Below are 21839 nucleotides of genomic sequence, written 5' to 3' on the forward strand. Positions count from 1 at the left end.
TATCTGCTACTGCCTTATTTATTTGAGATTTAATAGTGAGGTTGGGTGATTTAGCAAGCCACTGGATGAGATGAAATTTCAGTTTTGCCTTGATTTGCGACATACAATATGCAAAATAGGCAAATTGGTCTGTGGTAGAGATAAATAGGCTATACTCCTTACATAGTAAAGGTTTCAGCTATTAAATTCTATTGCGACATAAGTTGCGAAAAGCGACATTTAATTTGCGAACGTACACATATAATACTCGGTTTATTAATGTTTTGTAAGAAATCGCACTTTGGGCTAAAATTTACCTTAGCTTATCATTATAATATATATATGGATAAAATTCAAGTAGAAATCAAAGAACTCAACTCACAAATTCAAGCTCTCCTAAGAGAAAGGGCTGCATTAACTCAAAATAGTATAGAATCTAGTGAAAATAATACAAATTTGGCAATAGTTGAAGCTTATCGCCGTCAAGCTAGGGAAAATCCCAAAATTGCGGCAGAAATTCAAGGTATAGATAATGCGATCGCTTTTTTAGAAAAACAAAAACAACAAAAACAAGCTCAGTTAAATGGTTCACTGACTTTTTCTAAACGTCTTGCTCAACAACAACAAGAATTAGAAGCAGCGAAAAAAGTAGCCGAAATTCACGCCCAAAGGGTAAATGAACTCGCACAAGAACTAGCAGAAGAAATTAAACTACTCAAAGCTTGTGCTGATGAACTTAGCCCCATGTATTGGCAAGTGTACTATAAACCGTTCATTACCGGATTCAAAACCATTTCAGTTCCCCATGTTCGTTCTGATGGAGAAGTATGGACAATTGTCAACCGTATTGTTTAGGTATTTAATACCTTGCGTGTATCTGGGTTTCTGCTCTTTTTTAACTCAAGAAAATCTGCCTTTGATCTTCCCACAAGATAAAATTCTTAGTAAAAGCGTTGATGAATCGTCAGAGGAACTCATGGCTGTAAAAAAAGGAAATATGGTTCGTGCTGTGCGCGAGAAGTTGGAAAATAGTGTAGAAGCAAAAGCTAGTGATACTCGCTTTCCCTCCTATTTATTTGATAGTCCAGGGGAAATAGTAGATATTAAAGGTGATTACGCTTTGGTGAAGTTCGGAAAAGTACCAACTCCCAATATTTGGTTAAAATTAGAACAATTGGAAGAGTTTGCATAACAAAGGTTGTGCTTTAGTGTACAATTACCGCAAGGAACTTAAGTTCCTTGCTAATAGCTGAAGTCATCTAAAGATGACTAAATAATTGGGAGTTTCCCAAATTTGTAAATTTATTTCTATCCAAGGAAATAAAATAATCCAAGGAACTGGATATGATTGAACCGCAAAGGGCGCAAAGGACACAAAGGTAAAAGAATTTAAGAGATTTTTTGGTTTTGCTGCGGTGATTTTTTTCCAAATTGGGATGCTCCAAATTAAATTAGAAATTAAATTTCTAACTTCAGTGGATATCAATATCTACTAATCTACTCTACTATCAATACTGTTCGGTTAAGGATTTTTGTAGGTTGGGTTGAACAAAGTAAAACCCAAGAAATGTCTATAAATGTTGGGTTTCGTTCCTCAACCCAACCTACAGAATTTTATTTTTTGGGCTTAACCGAAAAGTATTGACTCTACTATTAGTCAGGAATTGCAATTGTCAAGAAAATATTTCTTATGTCTGATTTACCTTCTTCCCCTGTTTCCTGTAAATCTCCCCGTGTAACTATTGTGGGTGCGGGTAGAGTTGGTAGCACTTTAGCCCAACGCATCGCTGAGAAAAATTTGGCCGATGTAGTATTGTTAGATATTGTCGAAGGAATGCCCCAAGGTTTAGCTTTAGATTTGTTAGAAGCGAGGGGATTAGAATTACATAATCGGCAAATTAGCGGTACTAATAATTATGCAGATACGGCTAATTCTAATATTGTTGTCATTACCGCTGGTTTTCCCCGCAAACCGGGAATGAGTAGGGATGATTTGCTAAAAATCAATGCCAAAATTGTGGTTGAAGCGGCAAAAAATGCGATCGCCCATTCTCCCCATGCTATTTTTATTGTCGTCACAAATCCTTTAGATGTGATGACTTATTTAACTTGGCAAGTTACAGGTTTACCCAGAAATCAAATCATGGGAATGGCTGGAGTTTTAGACTCAGCAAGATTTGAAACTTTCATTGCTTTAGAATTAGGGGTTTTACCTGCGGATGTCAAAGCAATGGTTTTAGGAAGTCACGGTGATTTAATGGTTCCTTTAGCCCGTTATGCTACTGTTAATGGTATTCCGATTACAGAATTATTAGATGCAGAAAAAATTGAACAGTTAGTACAAAGAACACGCAATGGCGGCGCAGAAATTGTGGAATTAATGCACACAGGCGGCGCGTTTTTTGCTCCTGCTTCTGCCACTTCTTTGATGGTAGAATCTATTTTATTAAATCAGTCTCGCTTATTACCAGTTGCAGCTTATTTACAAGGTGAATATGGTTTAAATGATGTAGTGATTGGTGTTCCTTGTCGTTTAGGATGTGGTGGAGTCGAGAGTATTTTAGAATTGACTCTCAACGATACAGAAAAAGCAGCTTTACAAACTTCAGCTAATTCTGTAAGTAATAATATCAAAAGAGCGCAAGAAATTTTATCTAATATAGGTGACTGGTGATTGGTGACTGGTGATTGGTGACTAGTGACTGGTGACTGGTGACTGGTGACTGGTGACTGGGTAATAAATTTGATGTTTCCCTATCAACTATCAACTATTATCAATTACCAATCACAAATTGATCAAATTTTACAACTTGCGAATCAGGTTTTTTGGTATTAAAGCGATAACTACTAATAGTACCTGTTCCCGTGTCGAAAATGCTGAAAACTGTAATCTCATTACTAGCAATATAAGGTAAAGGTTGACCATCTTCTCCTAATAATGAAGAAATCGTTGGTATAACTGGTTCTAAACCATTAGGATCACCAATTCTAGTATAATTATCTTCTGAATAATTTACAGGAATATATCGCTTTCTTTCACCCCAAGCAGCACCATAGGAATTACCAACATTAGAAGTTTCTAAAAAGTGCATTCCACTAGAACTAACAAACCTATTCCATAAATGGGAATGTCCATAAAATACTAACTGCACTTTAGCAGCTTCTAATAAAGGAATCACATCACGAATAATGTAATCTGCATTTTTGGGATATTCGTAATTTACAGATTTAATATTTCCTGTTTGATCTTTTTCAATAATCTGTAAAGGATTAGTGTAAGCTGGAACAATATTATCACCCAACGTATGAGGAGGATGATGGAACATAACCACCTTATATTTTGCCTGTTGAAATTCAGGACTTTTTAATTCTTCCTGCAACCAATTATATTGATCACTTCCTTTAAAACTAGGTTCAAAAATTAACTGTCCATAACCCCAATTTTCAGGATTATTCAAATCTGTTTCTGGTTCTATATATCTACCTTTTCTCTCTGAATTTAATTGAGGATGTCGCCACATATTAGTAATATACAAAACCACCAAACGGACATTACCAAAAGTCACAGCGTAATAGGTTTTTCCTCCTGATTTAGTTTCAGGTAAAGTAAAAATTTCCTCGTAAGTGATAGTATTAAAAGAATTATCTATTAAAGATTTTTGACCATACAAATTTTCAGCTACTTCACGGGGAACAGTATCATTAAATTCATCATTTAAACTCTTTTTTCTCTGATATCTTCCCATGACTTCATGATTACCAATACAAGGAAACATAGGGGCATTTTGAATAATTTTCCCACCAGTGTAAGTAACCTTGACACCATCATTAGATTCCATTGTATAATTACCACGACCTTGTAAACCTGAAAATAAAGCATTTCCGCGATTATCATCAAACCATTCAGAAGCACGATCTGGAACATTAATTAAATCTCCAGCAAACCATACACCGTCAACTCTCCCCACAGTTTCCACAACTTTTTGTAAATTTGCTGCTGTCATTGGTTTTAATTGATGATCAGATGTGAGGAGAACTTTTAACGGTGTACCGGGTTTTGGAGTAGGTGCAAGAGTAAAAACCTCACTATTAACCTTTTTCCCATCTTCTCGTATACTGGTGACAAAATAGGGAACTCGCAGATTAGGAGTTAAACCAGTAACTTCAGCTTCATGTCGCCAAATATCTCTTTTTACAGGTTGTTGATAAACTTGCCCATTTGCCTTTTGATCTGCTACTCTTGACTCTTGATCTTCCCGAACACGACTAAGTTTAGTAGTTTTTGCAATTGAATTTCTATCAAATTTATCACCGTAAACAACCAAATGTTTATCACCGGCAAACTCAGTAAACCAAACTACACGCACAGAATTTTCTGTTGGTAGTTGTAAAAATGGATCTGTTAATAGTTGTGGTGGTGATATCATAGTTGCTTATCCCAAATAACTTACACAACATATTACCAGAAAAAGTACAATATTTAGGGTATTCTTCATGTGCTTATTCCAAAAACTGAACTCCTACCTTCAAACGGAAAGAAGACTTCTTTTCTTCTTTTGTGTACTTTGCGTACTTTGCGGTTAGTTTAATCAATATCAAAAGCAGCATAACAGATAAGTAGTCGTGCAAAATAAATTTTATATTTGGGAGAGGGAACAGGTAACAGGGAACAGGGAACAGGTAACAGGTAACAGGTAAGAGGTAACAGATAAGGAATACAGGGATTTTTGTTTGTTCCAAAAATGTTAAATTAATTTTGCCCAGGTACTTAATTCTTATTACTTTGCGTCTTTGAGTGAGACAAAAATATGAACATCCAAAAATCAAACCGACAAATCTTCATCATATACGGATTATTGACAGCGATCGCACTCCTCACCCTGTTTCCCTTATTATGGCTCATTAGTACAGCCTTAAAATCACCCACCGAAAATCTTTTACAGTCTCCACCCCAGTTATTACCCATTCAACCGACTTTAAATAATTTCTCTCGTGTTTGGCAATCTTTACCTTTTGGGCAATATTTATATAATAGTATTTTGGTGTCTGTATTGACTGTAATTTTGAATTTAATGTTTTGTTCTTTAGCCGCTTATCCTTTAGCCAGATTATCATTTTTAGGACGGAATGGAATTTTTATTGCGATTGTTTCTACAATTATGATTCCCTTTCAAATAGTCATGATTCCCTTATATATTTTGACGGTGCAGTTAGGGTTAACAAATAGTTATTTAGGAATGATTTTTCCCAGTTTAGCTTCTGCTTTTGGCATTTTTTTATTAAGACAAGCTTTTATGGGAGTGCCTAAAGAAATAGAAGAAGCCGCCCGCATGGATGGTAGTTCTGAGTTAGGATTATGGTGGTTTGTGATGTTACCCGCTATTCAACCAGCACTAATAACTCTGGCTATTTTTGTATTTATTGGTGCTTGGAGTGACTTTTTATGGCCGTTAATTGTTATCCAAGATGAGAGTTTATATACTTTACCCTTGGGAGTGGCTAAATTAGCAGGTACATTTTCTTTAGATTGGCGATTAGTAGCAGCTGGATCTGTAATTTCAATTGCTCCAGTTTTGCTGTTATTTCTCTTTTTACAAAGGTTTATTGTCCCCACAGATACAGGTAGCAGTGTTAAAGGATAACAGGACTTACGCAAAAGGGAACGAAAGTAGGGGTAATTCATGAATTACCCCTACGCAAGAATAAGGTTTTTAGTCATATCTTGCGTAAGTCCTAGATAATTGCAATTCAAAAGTCAAAGTGTAAAAATTCAGGAGTCGTAGGGGCGAAGTAGGGGCGAAGCATTCGGAAAATAACCTGTGATCAAAATTGATAATTTATCGCCCGAATGCTTCGCCCTTACAGGAAAATAACCTTTTCAGAAAATTGATAATTTATCGCCCGAATGCTGATGCTTCCAGCACGCTTCGCGAACGCCCTTACAGGAGTCAGGAGTTATTAATTTTGGATTTTGGATGCAAGGATTTTGGATTGTTTTTGTTATCTCCAATCTAAAATCTAAAATCTAAAATCTAAAATCTAAAATCTAAAATTTTCCTCCCTGTTCCCTTTCTCCACGAAAAGACTTTCTCAGCAACCCCTATTTATTGGCTAACAGTTGAGATCAAGTTAACCGCTAAAGGTTCTTCTAGTGATTGTAAAGAACTAGCTTTGATAGCATCCAGATAACGACGCAACAATAGAAGTTGTTGAGAATTGGGACGATATGTGAGATTTCCTTGTTTTTGAAACAATGGTGCAGAGGCGATCGCCTGATAATCAGGATTTTCCTGAGAAGTTTTTGCTAACCACAGAGAATTTAAAGATGTTTGCCCTGAAAGAAGTTTATCATCTGGTTCTGGTAAGATTTCAGCAGCAGTAGGTATTAAACCAGCAGGTAGTTCACCTTCCAAAAAAGCCAGCAAACGCTGTTGACAAATGCGGGTATTGATGCCACGATTCTCAAACAATTGCAGAATTTCACCAAAAGATAGAGAACGCATAGTTTCACCACCTGAGCTATGCGGTAAAATTTTCAGCAATTCCGAAAACAAGAAGTAATCTGTATACTGTTGTTTAGGTACTTCTAAAACCTGGGGATGTAGAGGTAAGGTAGCCAACCCATAAGCCACCCGACTACATTTAGGAGCGCCATTTTCACCCAGATATAAATCCTGAATAATTTTGGCATTGGGAAGTTTTTGTCTTAACCAACGGTTGACTGTAGCAATAGCAGCCACCCCACCAGAAATAATTGTCTGATCAACAGCTTCCGTAGGAATACCACGAGCTACTAATAATTTATTCAGTTCCCGGTTGAGACGACGTATGTAGGGGACAAAAACCTGAGTTTCCAAATCTCGTCGCTGCAATATCCAGCACTGATCTGCTAACTCCAGAGTGAAAGATTCTTGATGTTGCAAAATCAGCTTCAGAGCCAGAGCAGCATCTAACAATCCTTGTCCCAACAAAGAACTTTCTAACTTTTGCTGGAAGCGGATGCGGGAAAGTAGATCCGGTTCTCCAACTCGTGGTAGTTCTAACGCTTCCAAACTCAAACTAGACCATTGTATCTGGTCTAAACCAGGAATTGAGGGTTGCCAATGCCAAGGATTACTACTAGAAATGCTACTGTTAGCTTTTGACCTCCCACGGGGTTGGCGAGATTTTGGTGGTAGTAGCAACTGACAAATAATATCCTGCTCCATAGCCTTACCAGCATAGGCAAAACTGTGAAGCATAAAATCTCTGTATGTTAATTGGCTCAAATCTGCCGGTAAATCAACCAATGCCATCTCTGTAGCAGTAGCACCAATATTTAGAGCCAGGGTTGTACCCCCATGGAAATTTTCACTGGTTTTTAAAGGACGCAAACCTTGATTATCATGCAACTGTACTGAAGGAGAATTGCTAGGATTAAGTTCTGGCAGCAAACTAGCGATCGCCTCCTCCACAAAAAATATCTCTTGGGGATGGGAAACAAGCTGACTAGCCAGTATTGCTTCCCGCACATTAAAACGATATTGTTCAGACCAACTAGAAGGACAACTACAAACAACACCGGTAATATTATTCATAATCGCAGAGAAAACTTGAGGATCTATGCCCACAGCATGAGCAATTAAAGCCGGAGTTGTACTAGTTTGATCCGACTTGAGAGTTAACAGTAACTTCGAGAGCGATCGCACCACCCAAATCAAAGGACCTGCGGAAAATTCATTTAACTGCAATACAGGTTCCCATTTTTGCTGCGTAGTTCTATAGGGAATCCCTATGTCTAAAAAAGGCTTTAAATGAGCAGAGTAAAGATTTTGTTTCGGTGCTGTTGTGGAGTGAGTTTGATCCTGTGCCACTGCCGCAGGTGTTGTCTGCTCTCTATTTTCTCTATTTTCTCTATTTTCTCTATTTTCTCTACTTTCTCTGCTTTCTGCGTCTGAATGAGGTATGGAAGCCGTAGGTAAATAAACTTCTGCCGGTAAACGAAAAGATTGCTCAAAAGCAGTATTACCTAATGGATTTTCTGTTGACCAGTAGATCGGATACACAACCAACTGCGAACGATTCAACAACGCCGCGGAAATCCCAGTTGTACCCAAATCAATTCCTAAATACCAAACAAAGTTTGGGTCGTTGACTCTCAACACAGAATTATCACTTAACTTGTTATCGCCAAGCAAAGCAACTTCTGGTGAAGAATTTGTGACTTCCTTTTTTTTTTCAGTTTGCGGACTTTGCGGACTATTCACATTAGAAACAGCAGCTAATGGGATATTTTCTGTTGCTGTGCTGCTAGGAGATTCCATCAACTGCATTCCTGTATCCAGGATATCCCGGAGAATATTCTGACCTTCAGATACCGAATCCTGCAAACTTTCTACATTCGTTGTCTGTTGCGATTCAGAATTTAACCGCCAATCAAAATTGGTTAAATCTCGATCCAATTGTTGCAACTGCGCTTCATCTAAAACAATATTCGGTATACCTTGCGTCTCTGTATCCGTGTTATCTATAGATAGTAAATTTTCCTGTGGTGAAGCCAGAATGTAAGCAGATGCTAAATTTTGTGTCTCTGTCGATTCCTCTACAGCAGAGCTAACTATGGGAGTCTCTAGTTCTGTCGTGTCTGGATGATCATCAACAGCTAAAGCTTCTGTAACTTGTTCTTCACCGAAGACATCAACTAACAAGTCCGTCAGGACTGTGATTGTATCACTACTATCTGGATGAAAGTTCAGTAATGTAGAAGTGCTGGCAAATTCAGCTTGTGATTGCGTATCCTCTGGCAACAAGGATTTTTCCCATAAATCAGATGATGCTGGCTCTGTGGTTTCTACAACCATAGCCGCATTTTCAGGTGGAAAATTGTTACTCTGCTCAAAAATATTTAAATCCTCTTGCTCTACACTCTCTGACGACACCTGCACATTAAGCTCTTGTGCTTCTTCTTGTGCTTCTGGAATAATTAGTGATGCTGACATACTTTCACTAATCTCAGCAGTGTTATCTACCTCACTTGTCACCACTGGCACAGCAGTAGATTCTGTAGTCGATTCTGTTGATTTAATCCTATCTGCACCACCAAACAAACTCGCATAAAGTTCATCTACTTCATCAATACTCTCTGACTGAGTTTCATCAGGGGTGGTAAAAGAAGCAGCAACTGAACTTGAAATCTCATCTGACCTCAGTTGTAACAGCACTGCCTCCAAATTCTCCACAATCTCAGGTTCTTGAATGTCCGCAGTCACAGTATCCTGAATTAATTCCTCCCCATTCTCTGATGGAGTTTCATCAGAACTAATATTAGAACTAATAAAACTATCAACTGCTGAAACTGGTGCTGGTTGTGCAGTCAATTGTGAAAGCACTGCCTCCAAATTCTCCACAATCTCAGGTTCTTGAGTGTCCGCAGTCACAGTATCCTGAATTAATTCCTCCCCATTCTCTGATGGAGTTTCATCAGAACTAATATTAGACCTAATAAAACTATCAACTGCTGAAACTGGTGCTGGTTGTGCAGTCAGTTGTGAAAGCACTGCTTCCAGATTTTCCACAATCTCAGGTTCTTGAGTGTCCGCAGTCACAGTATCCTGAATTAATTCCTCAGCAACAGAAGAAACAGGTTGTACTTCTGTTGCAGAATCTAATCCAAAGGTTAAAGGTGGAGCATCTGGAGATTGTATTTGTAAAGTCTGATGCAAATTATTCAGAAAATTTGCCATCAACTGTTCACCTTGCAACCCCTGACTGTGCATTCTTGCCAGTGCTTGGGATAAAGACTGATAATAAGTGTTAATGTTACGCTCTAATGCCTCAAAGATAACGTTAACAGTTCCATCTAGTGATAGTAAACGTTGATCCAACTCCTTCGCCAAACTAGCTAACCTTTCTAACCCTTCGACGGATTCCACAACAGGTTGAATAGCAGAGTTGCTGACTTCTTGCTTAGTTTCACCTGTAGTCAAACTAGAAGAATTAGCTGCATTTCTTGTTAAATATGGAATTAAATTTGGCACTAAACGACTGATTAGCACTTGTAAAAATTCGCTAATTATCTGCTCTTGGGTGGCTAACTGCTGTGTTAAGGAATAGTTTTGCAGTCGCTTTTGCTCTAGCTGTCTAATTTCCTGGACAAGAGAAGCTCTTTCTTGCAACAGACTTGATAATTCTGCCTGCAAAGGTTGAAGCACAACCGAAATTTCATCTTTTAATTGTTCTGCGGTAAAATTAGCCTGTGGCTGTTGGGATTGATAAGACTTTGATCCAGCTTGGTTATGCTCCTGCTCCACATATCGCGCCAACAAAGATGACAGTGGTTGTGTCTGTGATTGCTCCACAGGAGTTTCTTCTGGTGTCTCACTTTCATTGAGTTTGACAAGAAACTCACGCACTCGCTGTAAAACATCTCTCTCTTCTTGTCCCTGACCAGACAGCAGTTTTGATAGGGGATTACCACTATTGGCAAGCAAGTTGTCAATATCTGCAATCAGTTTGTGAATTTCATCTTTACGGGAAGTCACGTTAAATTACCTTAGCTAGAAATGTACTGTGATGTTTATGGTAATTAAGTTTACGAAAGCACTGAGTAACCAAATTTATTGCTCGTACTTCTGACGGCAATTATGTTATGAATCACTCAGAGATGCAACTTGATCTAGATGATTAGCTTTGTTTTTAGGTAGTTTGCCAAATTTTGCGTTAGGTTAAGGTAAAATCAAATTCGTGGTATTGGTGACAGGGGGGTTAAGCCTGGTGTATTTAATCAGCAAATACTAAGGGAAAGTAAAAATTGTTGAGAAAAAATTATTTGTCGTTTTCTTGTGTAACATAGTTTAGTCTCCTCTTTGAAAGCGGCTGTAATAATTTGATAGGTAAGGCTAAAAACACCGATCTTACTTGTTCTGTTCATAGCAGCTTAAATAAATATGTCCTAATGGAAGACCGATATAGCTTGCAGACATCCGCTCAAAACTTGATCACTTCAGCACCCTTTTTTCAAGGGTTGCCTGAATCTATTGTAGAAACAGCCCTCACCAATCTTGTTACCCGTACCCACCCAGCCAACCAAGTGATCCTGCTAGAAAATGACTGGGGTGGTTCAGTATATTTTATTTTAGAGGGATGGGTAAAAATCCGTACATACAATTTAGAAGGAAAAGAGGTAACACTAAACATTATTGGGCATGGGGAATTATTTGGAGAAATGGCGGCACTAGATGAAGTTCCCCGTTCCACTGATGTCATAACTCTTACCCCAACCATGATAGGCAGTATGCCTGCTCAAGATTTTGTCAAATTGTTGCAAACAGAACCTTTAGCGGGAATGAGATTATCCCAATTAATGGCGCGACGATTAAGACAAGTAAATCGTCGTTTGCGTCTGCGAGAATCAGATAGTCAATCACGGGTAGCAGATACTTTGCTATTTTTAGCAGAGGGACAGGGTAAGATAGGAGAAACAGGTACAGAAATTCCTAATTTACCCCATCGAGAATTGAGCAGTTTGAGTGGACTGGCACGGGAAACAGTTACACGCGTACTGACAAGGTTAGAAAAAAAAGGCTTGATTATCCGGGAACAAGATGTAATGTGTATCCCCGATCTAGTAGCTTTGGAAAAAATGATCATTTAATAGGGAATAGGGAATAGGGAATAGGGAATGGGGAATGGGGAATGGGGAATGGGGAATGGGTAATATTATTCCCAATCACTAATCACCAATCACCAATCACCAAGCAAAACAGATATGATAGGTGTTAAAACAAACATGATATGGGTATTTTAGATTCTATGCCAGATGAACCGGGAGAAGATTCATCACCTGAATCATCAAACCCTGGTAATCAGCCAGATATACACCAACACTTAAAGCGTCCCCAACTTAAAGTTGATGCTCCTTTGAGGATGGTGGAAACGGCATTTTTAGCCAGTACAGCTAGTTTAATTTGGTTTATTAATTTTTATTTTCCTTTGGGTCCGGTTTTACGGATGTTTTTCCCTTTACCCATTGCTTTAGTTTATTTGCGCTGGGGTAAACGTGCTGCCTGGATGGCTGCGGTAACATCTGGTTTACTGTTGGCGGTGCTGATGGGACCTGTTCGCAGTATGTTATTCGTGATGCCTTTTGGTTTGATGGGTGTACTTTTAGGGGCAACTTGGCATCGTCGTGTACCTTGGATTGTGTCAATTACTTTAGGTATGCTCCTGGGTACTTTGGGTGTGTTTTTCCGTCTGTGGTTACTGTCGGTTTTATCTGGTGAAGATTTGTGGGTTTATGTGATTAACCAGGTGACAGAAATTATTGAATGGATATTCCTGAAACTGCAAATATTAGCAACTCCTAATGTGTTTGTTGTTCAGGTGGGGGGGATGCTTTTGATTGCATTCAACAACTTGATTTATTTGTTTGTGGTACATCTGGCAGCATGGTTACTTTTGGATCGTCTGGGAAATCCTATCCCCCGTCCCCCACGTTGGGTACAAATCTTGTTGGATTATGAAGGTTAGTGATTGGTGATTGGTGATTGGTGATTGGTGATTGGGAATAATATTACCCATTCCCCATTCCCCATTCCCTATTCCCCATTCCCTATTCCCTATCCCCTATGACTAATAACAATGATTAAAATTTATACCCAAATTGAACAGGGTGAAGCATGGCTCAAACGTTATTATGGTAGTTTACCTATTTTTGCCTGTGTTTTAGGTTTTACAGAAACTTGTTTGATTCCTGGTATTTCTGCTGCTGGTTTGACTCCAGAGGATAGAAAATATACTGCTTGTGCTGATGCGGAATTTTTGTATTATGGTGCAGCACATCAGCCTCAATATCCCTTACCACCTTTGACTGCTGGCGCTTCCCCGGTGCTAATTTCTCGTGCTGTGGTGGAAGAACTAAAAATACCAGTTTATTTGTTTAATGCGGGTTTACCTTTGATTCCGGCTGTACCATTAATTGATTTGGGAGGCACGACTGCTAGGTGTTTAAGCACAGGTGCAGCTATGGAAATAGCCACAGTTAAACATTTGCTGGAACAAGGTTTACTTTGGGGTGATCAACTCGGTGCTAAACACTCTCAGGGATATCTAATTTTAAGTGAGTGTGTTGTGGGTGGTACTACAACTGCTTTGGCAATTTTAACTGGTTTAGGTATTGATGCGGCTGGAAAAGTTAATAGTAGTCATCCTGTTTGTAATCATGCACAAAAGTGGGCTGTAGTACAAGCAGGTTTGGAAAACCGACACAATTTTACAGATCCTCTGGAACTTGTAGCAGCAGTAGGTGATCCCATGCAAGTAGTGGTAGCTGGGATGGCGATCGCTGCTAGTCGGCGTTGTGGGGTTTTGCTGGCTGGTGGTACACAAATGCTGGCTGTTTATGCTTTACTGCAAGCGATCGCTCAAGCTTACTCTTTATCTTGGCAACCAGAAGCTATTATCGTCGGTACAACCCGTTGGGTAGCAGAAGACACTACCGGGGCTACAGTTGACTTAGCCCTCAGCTTGGGTAAAAACAACTTTAGTTGGGGTAAAATCACTCCTCCCCTACTAGCTACACAATTAAGTTTTGCTAATTCTCGTTATCCCCAACTCCAAGCTTATGAGCAGGGTTTTGTCAAAGAAGGTGTTGGTGCTGGAGCAGCGTGTCTAGCGGCCTATCTCAGTCAAAATTGGCTGCAAGAACAACTTTTAACAGCCATTGAAGCCCAAATGACACAATTAATAAATTCGTTGTCGCATTAATTGTTCTTCTAAAGCAGCAATACGATTATATGCCGCTGTTAATTGTGCTGTTAGTCGTTGGATTTGAATTTCTGGTGTTATTTGCCTATCTCCAGCTTGCATATTCATATCTGGATAAATGCCATCTATTAACACATCCTTATGTTCCAAATTAGAATTGAAAGTAATCTGTGGTTTGAAGTTGAACATTTCAACTTCATGATTTTCTAGATAATTATCTTTTGGCTGTTTTTGCTCTAAAAAGCAATCAGTCAAACCCTGAGACAGTTTCCTGTCAAGGTTTTCAATCACCTGGTATAGAGCATCTACTTTCTGGCTCAAAGTCAGTATCTGTGTTTGCAGTGAGTCCATTTAATACCTTTATTCCCAAATAGTGTTTCTATGTTATTCAATTTACTGGCAATGTTAAAAATACTTATGATTTATTTAATCTTTGATATTTTTCTTGGTAGGTTGTGAAAGAGATTATTAATTATATATGTACATCAATAAAATCTATCCATATCACTCAAATATTTATTAATAAATTGAAGTATTAGGGGGCATTGCTCACCAACACTGATGGGAAAGTTACAAGATGTGAATATTGCTATACGCAAGATTGTACTAAAAAGCTGATTCTTGTCTAGGGGTAATTCATGAATTACCCCTACTTTCGTTCTATTTTGCGTAAGTCCTGCTAATAATCAGTTACAATTTGTTGTCATCGGTTTCTAAAGATACAGGAGTGAGATATTGTTATTTTCTTAGCAAATTTTGCTCCTATGGTTAAGATTATGTTGATAGCCCTAAAGTTGAAAATAAATGGATCGACGGTTTTTTTTACTAGGTACAAGCGGTATGATAGTTTCCCAAATGTTAATTGGGTGTAACCGCGAAAATGAGTCACAGTTCAAAGTACAGGTTTTAAAAGGTTCTATACCTGGACACGTTGTTAATCAATTTCGCAAAACTGTACAGTCAGAGGTAAATTTCAAGTTTGTCCCTGTTAATCAAATTTATGATTTATTTAAACAGTTACAAACTTGGCAACAACCAGACGCTAATAACAAAGAAGGATGGAGTCGTTTGATTCCATTTAGGCAAAATCAAAAAGTTACTAAATCTGACTTAGTAACATTAGGAGATTATTGGCTAAAAGCAGCTATTGAACAGAAATTAATTCAACCATTGGAAACAGAAAAAATTAAACAATGGTCAACTTTAAATCCAAAATGGCAACAACCGGTAAAAAGGGATGATCAAGGAAATATAGATCCACAAGGTAAGGTTTGGGCTGCACCTTATCGCTGGGGTAATACAGTAATTGTTTATAATCGGGAAAAGTTGCAACAATTTGATTGGCAACCACAAGATTGGAGTGATTTATGGCGCAGTGAGTTGCGATCGCGCATTTCCCTACTCAACCATCCTAGAGAAGTAATTGGGTTAGTTTTAAAGAAACTCGGAAAATCCTATAATACAGAAAATCTTGCAGAAATTTCCGATTTAGAAACAGAATTAAAAACATTAAATCAACAAGTTAAATTCTATGATTCCACTACATACCTAGAACCGCTAATTATGGGAGATACTTGGTTAGCTGTGGGTTGGTCAAATGATGTTATACCTCTACTCAGTCGTTATCCTAAACTTAATGCTATAATTCCCCAATCAGGAACAGCAATTTGGGCAGACTTATGGGTAAAACCAGCAGGAGTTGAGCAAAGCAATTTATCATCCGAATGGATTAATTTTTGTTGGCAACCAAATATAGCTAAGGAAATTACTATATTGACTAAAACCAACACGCCTATTACCACAAATATTGCTGCCTCTGATATTTCCCAACCATTACAAAACCTATTATTAACTAATCAGGAATTGTTGGAGAAAAGCGAATTTATTCTCCCATTATCAGCAGCAGCAACACAGCAATATGAATCTTTATTTAAGAAAATGAAAAATACAGGCTAGGGAGAGAACCACCTCGCTTGTTAGACACCGCAAGGGATCTAATCTAAGTGGACTCGTTGAACTAAGAATCTGCGCTCCTTTAGGACGCAGAGTGTCAAAAAATCACCGCTTACAAAATAACTGCCCCTTGCACATCAATGGGGAGCGATCGCACATGAGAAGTAATTCCCTCTTGCTTCCAAGCATTAGCCATCGCAGTTACTACAGCTTGTGTATGTAAATTATCAGTCAAAGCTAAAAGCGTAGGTCCTGCACCACTAATAACCATCCCATAAGCACCAGCAGCTAAAGCAGAAGTTTCTACATCATCATAACCAGGAATCAAAGCCTTACGATAGGGTTGATGTAATTTATCTTGCAAAGCAGCTTTTAGCCATTCTTCCCGACTCGTTGCCAAAGCCCGCAACAACAAACCCAAATGAGCAGCATTAAAAATCGCATCAGCCCGACTTATTTCCGTAGGTAAAACCTTACGTGCTTCCGAAGTTGATAACTCAAAATCAGGAATTGCCACCACAGGTATAATATCTTTGTGCCAAGTCAGATCACAAATTTTCCAACCATTCAAACCAGTGGCCGCTAAACGACATCCACCCAAAAAAGCAGGAACAACATTATCAGGATGTCCTTCCATTGAGATCGCCAATTCCATTACCTGCATATCAGACAAAGGCGAACCCGCTAACGCATTACCAGCAACCAAACCACCCACAATAGCAGTAGCAGAACTTCCCAAACCTCTGGCTAAGGGTACACCCAACTTAATCTCAATTTTCACAGAAGGCGGTGTTTCCTGGATATATTCATATAACTTGACAAAAGCCTGATAAAGCAGATTACTTTCATCAGTTTGCACCTTATCCGCTTCCGTCCCAGAAACCTGAATCACCAAACCGCTATCATTGCGAGTAAACTTAAATTCATTGTGCAGTTGCAAAGCCGCACCGATGCAGTCAAAACCAGGACCTAAATTAGCAGTAGTAGCAGGGACTTTAACAGTAACAGTAGAAATAGTAGACATTTGCCGATATTTACTAATCAATAAAATAGCATCTCATGGAAAGGAATAATTTAACACTAAAACTGACATTTTAGACAGCGATTGCTTGGGCTAAACACAAACTCAGAGGATGTCTGAAAACTTTGTCGTGTTGCATAAAACACTTGTAGATCCCCCTAAATCCCCCTTAAAAAGCTATCCATTACCCACATCTTTCTTAACATTCATGAGAGCGATCGCTTGCAGACCCCCAACCCTTAATCCTCCGTTGCTGATTCTCAATAAAATGAGGTTTTTATCAATAAAGATGAGGTGCATTTTGTCAAGATCAGGTAAATTCAAAAGTCTTGAAACCTTTACCAAGTATAGGTTTTAAGATTGTTAAGAAAGATGTTTATAATGGATAGCCAAAGAACAAGGGAATATTAGGAATTTGGGATGTACTATATCCAGAAAAATCCACAGAACGTGCCAGTAAGCCTTGCCAATTTAGCCCCAAAATTTGACAAAACGCTTTGAATACTGAGGCATCAATGGCATCACCTTTCAGAAAATGTTTCCAGGTGGGTAAAGATACACCATTTGCAAAAACTTCCGCATTTTCCCAGTTCCGTCCGGGTTCGAGAATTTGACTCGCAGTTTCTAACCAACAAGGATTATCAATCGTCCATCCTTTTCTTTCCGAGCTTGTTTGATGATGTGCAGTCCGGTAACTGAGAGTTTGAGACTAGGCATGAGAGATTATTAGGGGCTTGTGCTAAATCTGTCAAGCTCAATTTTAGATCAGTATTATAGTGAACCGAAACTGAACTAGAAATAGTTAATAGACATCAGTGATATTAAGTATATTCCTCAAAGACGACGGAAAAGACCATGAAGCACTTTATCTCAACCGCTGTTGCTACGGTTACAATTATGGGTTCGTTATCAACTCAGGCATTTGCTCAAACCAAACCTTCCCCGGTTACAGCCTTCTTGGATCGCTTAGGGATGAATTATGAAGTCCAAAAAGATGGGACTATTGCAATATTAGCTGGAGTTGACGGTAATCGGACTCAAAATGGATTTATCGTGCCAGAAGTTGGAAAAATTGGTAACAATGATTTTATTCTCGTAATGTCTTTTTCTCGAATCGCTAAAACACCTCCAGATTCGGAAAAAACCAAGCAATTGCAAAGCAAAGTTAATGACATATCAAGCGGTTGGGATACAGTTTCTAAACAAGGAATGTATGCCACTTTTTACTACAAGATTATACCTCTAAACAAAGATCCGGATTTGGCGCCTAAAGACATCATAGAAATTCTCAATATTGCAGACACCGAAGAAAAAAATCTGGGTAGCAAAGACAGATTGTAAACAATTCCAAATAGAACACAGAAAAATTATGCAAAAAAGTAAATTCTTAGGGATTGTATTTATTCCCTTGCTGCTAGTTGAGGCAGTATTTGTACCCACTGCTCATGGGTTGGATGCAAGAAAGCTATACCAGCTATGTTCTCGCTTTCCCCTCAATTCCCAATGTCAAGGTTATGAAACGCCTATAGCCTTGGATGATCGAGCCGGCAAAATAGGTGATTGCATATTTAAAAATAATGAGGTAGAAAGCCGAGGACTTTGTAAGATTACTGTCAATGGTACAGGCATTACCATTTACCAAGAAACTGGCAAAGAACTGGAAATTATTAACGATAAAAAATCTACTCGTACCGTACAGATTACCCCGACTAGCGTGGGTAGAATTCAATATCGTGAAGATGAAAAAGGCAACACAGGCGCGAAGATAGTCAACACGATCCTATTTGGAGTTGCTGGTTTGCTACTCACTCCCAACAAAAAGGTATCAGAAATTGAGTTTGATTATACATCAACTACTCCCCAAGACACCAGCCAGGAAAAAAGTGTGAACTCCTTAAGGGTATTTATCGAGCGAGAAACTGGTAGAGAAATGCGATCGCAGTTAGAAAAAATCACTGGTCGTCAAGCAGAAACTCCACAAACTAAACTTTGATCCGAAAAATTAACGGCAAAAGAAATTTACTAGCAACTGATACATATCTATCATGAGCAACATTAACAACGTCCTGTGGACGCAACAATTTGGCGGCACATTACCTGATACTGGTTTTAGCATCGCCGCCGACACTTCAGGTAACACTTATGTCACGGGAGCATTTAACGATACTGCCACCTTTAGTAATACCACCCTCACCAGTACGGGTTTTGGTTATAGTGATGCCTTCGTCGCCAAATTAGACAGCAATAAAAACGTCCTGTGGGCAAAGAAATTGGGCGGCACATTGAGTGATTTTGGCTTTGGCATCACTGTTGATGGGGCTGGTAATAGTTACGTCACAGGATATTTCTCAGTTACAGCCACTTTTGGCAGCACTACCCTTACCAGCACAGGTAATGAAGATGTCTTCATTACTAAGCTTGATAGCAGTGGCAATTTCCTATGGGCACAAAAATTGGGTGGCACGTCATCTGATATTGGACTTGGTATTAATACTGATGCTAATGGAAATATTTACGCCACAGGAACATTAAACGCTAATTCGGACATTAATAATTCTACTTCTCTTAGTACGAGTGATACCTTCATTCGCAAGTTGGATACCAATGGCAATATTTTGTGGACGAAAAACTTAGGTGGTAGCTCACTTGATTCTGGCTCTAGTGTTATTAACGATCAGGATGGTAACACTTATGTCTCAGGATTTTTCAGTGGCACTGTCACATTTGACAACATCACTCTTACTAGTGCAGGCAACAATGATGCTTTTATCACCAAGCTTGATCGCAGTGGCAAATTCCTGTGGGCAAGGAACTTGGGCGGTACATCGGATGACAGAGGCAGAGGCATCATTGTTGATGAGACTGGCAATGCTTATTTCACAGGATACTTCTCTGATAGTGCCACATTTGGTAGTACCACCTTCAGCAGTGCTGGCAATACTGATGCCTTTGTTGCCAAACTTGACAATAATGGCAACACCCTCTGGGCAAAGAACTTGGGTGGTATTGAGATTGACGAAGGCTATGGTATTGTCGCAGACAAAGTAGGGAACATTTACGTCTCAGGAAACTTCAGTGGTACTGCCACCTTTGGTAGCACTACCCTCAGCAGTACAGGTGATTCTGACGCTTTCATCGCCAAGCTCGACAGCAATGGTAATGTCCTATCGGCTCAGAAATTTGGCAGTACATCGCTCGACCTCGGTATTGGCATCACCACTGACGGGAAGGGCAACATTTACGCCACAGGAGGCTTCTCGGATACTGCTACCTTTGGTAATACCAGCCTCACCAGTGCTGGCAGCATAGATGCCTTTATTGTCAAGCTTGGGGATGAAGTAGGGGAAACACAAATCACTCTAATACCTAATAATACTGACAGCGTATTCAATCTTAACGGTGCTGCAACCCCTATACAGTTTCTCCTCAAAAGTGCTAGTCCTAGTGTTGTCAACGAAATTGGACTATTTACTGTAGACGATGATCAAGGAACTATAGACGGTATTGCGCCCAACGATTCTAATTACACTCAAGCGGTGCTGTCACGTTCTCGCAGTATTTTCTCAACTTTAGGAAATTCGCCCAACGGATTTGATACTAACCTCACCCGGACTCTAGACCTCGATGCTGGTATTCGCTTCCGCCTCCTATTAGTACAAAACGGCACTCTCGATGGTTTAAGGAATGGTACAGTACCACTGTCACAATTGTTGCTATCCTCTCCTGCCTCCTTGCAAGTTTCTGACGTAGGTAACAGCACCTTTGACCTGCGTTTTGAGGATAGTCCTGGGAGTGGTCAGTTCAATGATGCAGTGTTGCAAATGCAACTAGGAACAGAAGCTGATAAACCTATAGGTACTAATCTACAAGACCAGCAGGAAGGTGAGGTACTTGACTTACGTGGGCTAACAGATACGCAAACGGCAACATTTACGGTTAACCGTGAGGCAGCATATAACAACTTTGTTGGGTTCTTTCGTGTAGCTGATGCCAACGGTAGTATTGATATCAACGGTGACGGTATAGGGGATTTGCTACCCGGACAAACAGGTTATGGAGAAGCTGCGGTAAAGAACCGTGTCGGTGGTATTAACCTGAGTGTGGGCAATCAAGGTCAAGCAAGCTTTACGGGTCAGTTTGAGGGTGGCTCAATATTTGCGCCATTTCTCATTGTCAATGGCACACCAGACCAACTTCTTGATAGCAACCCCAATAATAACCCCGCCATTTACTTCCCGTATATTGGTGCAAATTCGGACAAAGTAGACCATGTGCGGATGTTAGGCAACAATGTCTTCGGATTTGAGGACTTGCCCAATGGTGGTGATAAAGATTTCAATGATATCATCGTTAGCGTCAAGTTCAACTGATTTCTGGCTCTCAATACTATGACTTTGAGTAATAGAGAAGCTTTTAATTATTGTGCGGAGATTTGTGAAATTTCCGCTTCATCAATAATTCTTGAACTACATTCAATAGGTTAAATTATGTGGACTAAACTTATCCGAAGATTGTCTCTATTTTGCGTTGCTCTATTTTTCACTATTGCACTTTCTCTCAATCATGCTGCCGCACAAACACCTCTTTTCAGCAATCAATAATCGAAAATGTCCTGAATGTGAAAAATTTACGCTAAACAGGAATTCTACAATATTAGTTGCTGCAACGACTAGCAGTACAGGAAATAAAAGAGTAACCCACCACTGTACAAACTGCTCATACCATAACGAGTATGAAGAAGTAATTCCAGTAATTAGTGAAAGTAGTGGTGGTGGCGGCAGTTAATTCGTAACCCACATTTCACAGAAAAACACTCACAAATTGCTTTCCTAGATATCAAAATTGATATAAAAAAGGGGTAATCAAATTTAAGATTACTCTTTCTTTTATCAATGTTTTTGACTAGATATCAAGAGAGCGATCGCCGATTACAAATTTTGTCCCACTCTCAATAGAAATAAGTAAGTAGGCTTAATTAACTGTTAGATAGTGGAACAGGCTTCTAGCCTGTTGACGGTCTGTCTGGCCCATCTCACATCTTATATTTAATTGCAACTAGCTACTGACTTGATAACCTCAAGTTCAGATTATATCTGATATCTCAAGATCAGATGAGTTAGCTAATTTCACTTAAATTTAATGC

At 39.1% G+C, this 21839-nt stretch carries 16 protein-coding genes and 1 pseudogene; 12 read left to right on the forward strand and 5 right to left on the reverse strand.

What is annotated here, in order from left to right; all coding sequences use genetic code 11:
• Positions 1-321 precede the first annotated feature (321 nt).
• The 3 genes from FFR48_RS02280 to mdh all read left to right on the forward strand — a co-directional run bounded on the left by FFR48_RS02280 (position 322) and on the right by mdh (position 2653).
• Positions 322-834, forward strand: a complete 513-nt coding sequence (locus FFR48_RS02280; RefSeq protein WP_096572167.1) for a hypothetical protein — start codon at positions 322-324, stop codon at positions 832-834.
• A 121-nt stretch (positions 835-955) separates the two neighbouring features.
• Complete coding sequence (locus tag FFR48_RS02285) at positions 956-1171, forward strand: NAD(P)H-quinone oxidoreductase subunit O (protein WP_096572168.1); 216 nt, start codon at positions 956-958, stop codon at positions 1169-1171.
• Positions 1172-1669: 498 nt separating this feature from the next.
• Positions 1670-2653 carry a malate dehydrogenase gene (gene mdh, locus FFR48_RS02290; protein ID WP_137666230.1) on the forward strand — a complete coding sequence of 328 codons (984 nt, stop codon included), beginning with the start codon at positions 1670-1672 and terminating at the stop codon, positions 2651-2653.
• A 100-nt stretch (positions 2654-2753) separates the two neighbouring features.
• Here the strand turns inward: mdh and FFR48_RS02295 are convergent, their stop codons facing one another.
• Complete coding sequence (locus tag FFR48_RS02295) at positions 2754-4406, reverse strand: metallophosphoesterase family protein (RefSeq protein WP_137666231.1); 1653 nt, start codon at positions 4404-4406, stop codon at positions 2754-2756.
• Between the two features lie 381 nt (positions 4407-4787).
• Between FFR48_RS02295 and FFR48_RS02300 the strand changes: the two genes are divergently transcribed.
• Positions 4788-5621, forward strand: coding sequence for a carbohydrate ABC transporter permease (locus FFR48_RS02300; RefSeq protein WP_137666232.1), 834 nt, complete (start codon positions 4788-4790; stop codon positions 5619-5621).
• Positions 5622-6083: 462 nt separating this feature from the next.
• On the opposite strand, the gene FFR48_RS02305 is transcribed toward FFR48_RS02300, so the two are convergent.
• Positions 6084-10499, reverse strand: a complete 4416-nt coding sequence (locus FFR48_RS02305) for a hypothetical protein (RefSeq protein ID WP_137666233.1) — start codon at positions 10497-10499, stop codon at positions 6084-6086.
• Between the two features lie 413 nt (positions 10500-10912).
• Between FFR48_RS02305 and FFR48_RS02310 the strand changes: the two genes are divergently transcribed.
• From FFR48_RS02310 to cobT, 3 genes are all read left to right on the forward strand, one after another.
• Positions 10913-11611, forward strand: a complete 699-nt coding sequence (locus FFR48_RS02310; protein WP_137666234.1) for a Crp/Fnr family transcriptional regulator — start codon at positions 10913-10915, stop codon at positions 11609-11611.
• A gap of 140 nt (positions 11612-11751) precedes the next feature.
• Positions 11752-12486, forward strand: a complete 735-nt coding sequence (locus tag FFR48_RS02315) for a DUF2232 domain-containing protein (RefSeq protein WP_137666235.1) — start codon at positions 11752-11754, stop codon at positions 12484-12486.
• Positions 12487-12597: 111 nt separating this feature from the next.
• Entirely contained in the window at positions 12598-13722 is a 1125-nt protein-coding gene (cobT, locus tag FFR48_RS02320) for a nicotinate mononucleotide-dependent phosphoribosyltransferase CobT (protein ID WP_137666236.1), read from the forward strand.
• Here cobT and FFR48_RS02325 read toward each other — a convergent pair.
• Positions 13699-14073 carry a hypothetical protein gene (locus FFR48_RS02325; RefSeq protein ID WP_096572176.1) on the reverse strand — a complete coding sequence of 125 codons (375 nt, stop codon included), beginning with the start codon at positions 14071-14073 and terminating at the stop codon, positions 13699-13701. The two genes, cobT and FFR48_RS02325, sit on opposite strands and share 24 nt — an antisense overlap.
• A 453-nt stretch (positions 14074-14526) precedes the next feature.
• Between FFR48_RS02325 and FFR48_RS02330 the strand changes: the two genes are divergently transcribed.
• Positions 14527-15678 carry an extracellular solute-binding protein gene (locus FFR48_RS02330; protein ID WP_137666237.1) on the forward strand — a complete coding sequence of 384 codons (1152 nt, stop codon included), beginning with the start codon at positions 14527-14529 and terminating at the stop codon, positions 15676-15678.
• A gap of 109 nt (positions 15679-15787) precedes the next feature.
• Here the strand turns inward: FFR48_RS02330 and thrB are convergent, their stop codons facing one another.
• Both thrB and FFR48_RS29960 read right to left on the reverse strand, forming a co-directional pair.
• Entirely contained in the window at positions 15788-16699 is a 912-nt protein-coding gene (thrB, locus tag FFR48_RS02335; RefSeq protein WP_137666238.1) for a homoserine kinase, read from the reverse strand.
• 174 nt (positions 16700-16873) lie between these two features.
• On the reverse strand, positions 16874-16996 hold the full coding sequence (locus tag FFR48_RS29960; protein WP_255427246.1) for a hypothetical protein: 123 nt from the start codon (positions 16994-16996) through the stop codon (positions 16874-16876).
• Between the two features lie 555 nt (positions 16997-17551).
• Between FFR48_RS29960 and FFR48_RS02345 the strand changes: the two genes are divergently transcribed.
• The 4 genes and pseudogenes from FFR48_RS02345 to FFR48_RS02355 all read left to right on the forward strand — a co-directional run bounded on the left by FFR48_RS02345 (position 17552) and on the right by FFR48_RS02355 (position 21066).
• A complete protein-coding gene (locus FFR48_RS02345) occupies positions 17552-18037 on the forward strand; it encodes a hypothetical protein (protein WP_137666239.1) in 486 nt (161 codons plus the stop codon).
• A gap of 28 nt (positions 18038-18065) precedes the next feature.
• On the forward strand, positions 18066-18689 hold the full coding sequence (locus FFR48_RS02350) for a hypothetical protein (RefSeq protein WP_096572181.1): 624 nt from the start codon (positions 18066-18068) through the stop codon (positions 18687-18689).
• A gap of 52 nt (positions 18690-18741) precedes the next feature.
• Positions 18742-19029: pseudogene (locus FFR48_RS30485) on the forward strand (SBBP repeat-containing protein); the annotation flags it as partial.
• 120 nt (positions 19030-19149) lie between these two features.
• Positions 19150-21066, forward strand: a complete 1917-nt coding sequence (locus tag FFR48_RS02355) for a DUF4114 domain-containing protein (protein WP_236103973.1) — start codon at positions 19150-19152, stop codon at positions 21064-21066.
• Positions 21067-21839: the final 773 nt, after the last annotated feature.

Origin of the sequence: Sphaerospermopsis reniformis, from assembly GCF_005402885.1 — a bacterium.
GTDB lineage: Bacteria > Cyanobacteriota > Cyanobacteriia > Cyanobacteriales > Nostocaceae > Sphaerospermopsis > Sphaerospermopsis kisseleviana.

Bases quoted from the DNA above. Each gene is read 5' to 3' on its own strand.
- FFR48_RS02280 (WP_096572167.1), top strand. From the start codon at position 322: ATGGATAAAATTCAAGTAGAAATCAAAGAACTCAACTCACAAATTCAA.
- FFR48_RS02285 (WP_096572168.1), top strand. From the start codon at position 956: ATGGCTGTAAAAAAAGGAAATATGGTTCGTGCTGTGCGCGAGAAGTTG.
- mdh (WP_137666230.1), top strand. From the start codon at position 1,670: ATGTCTGATTTACCTTCTTCCCCTGTTTCCTGTAAATCTCCCCGTGTA.
- FFR48_RS02295 (WP_137666231.1), bottom strand. From the start codon at position 4,406: ATGATATCACCACCACAACTATTAACAGATCCATTTTTACAACTACCA.
- FFR48_RS02300 (WP_137666232.1), top strand. From the start codon at position 4,788: ATGAACATCCAAAAATCAAACCGACAAATCTTCATCATATACGGATTA.
- FFR48_RS02310 (WP_137666234.1), top strand. From the start codon at position 10,913: ATGGAAGACCGATATAGCTTGCAGACATCCGCTCAAAACTTGATCACT.
- FFR48_RS02315 (WP_137666235.1), top strand. From the start codon at position 11,752: ATGGGTATTTTAGATTCTATGCCAGATGAACCGGGAGAAGATTCATCA.
- cobT (WP_137666236.1), top strand. From the start codon at position 12,598: ATGATTAAAATTTATACCCAAATTGAACAGGGTGAAGCATGGCTCAAA.
- FFR48_RS02325 (WP_096572176.1), bottom strand. From the start codon at position 14,073: ATGGACTCACTGCAAACACAGATACTGACTTTGAGCCAGAAAGTAGAT.
- FFR48_RS02330 (WP_137666237.1), top strand. From the start codon at position 14,527: ATGGATCGACGGTTTTTTTTACTAGGTACAAGCGGTATGATAGTTTCC.
- thrB (WP_137666238.1), bottom strand. From the start codon at position 16,699: ATGTCTACTATTTCTACTGTTACTGTTAAAGTCCCTGCTACTACTGCT.
- FFR48_RS29960 (WP_255427246.1), bottom strand. From the start codon at position 16,996: ATGCACCTCATCTTTATTGATAAAAACCTCATTTTATTGAGAATCAGC.
- FFR48_RS02345 (WP_137666239.1), top strand. From the start codon at position 17,552: ATGAAGCACTTTATCTCAACCGCTGTTGCTACGGTTACAATTATGGGT.
- FFR48_RS02350 (WP_096572181.1), top strand. From the start codon at position 18,066: ATGCAAAAAAGTAAATTCTTAGGGATTGTATTTATTCCCTTGCTGCTA.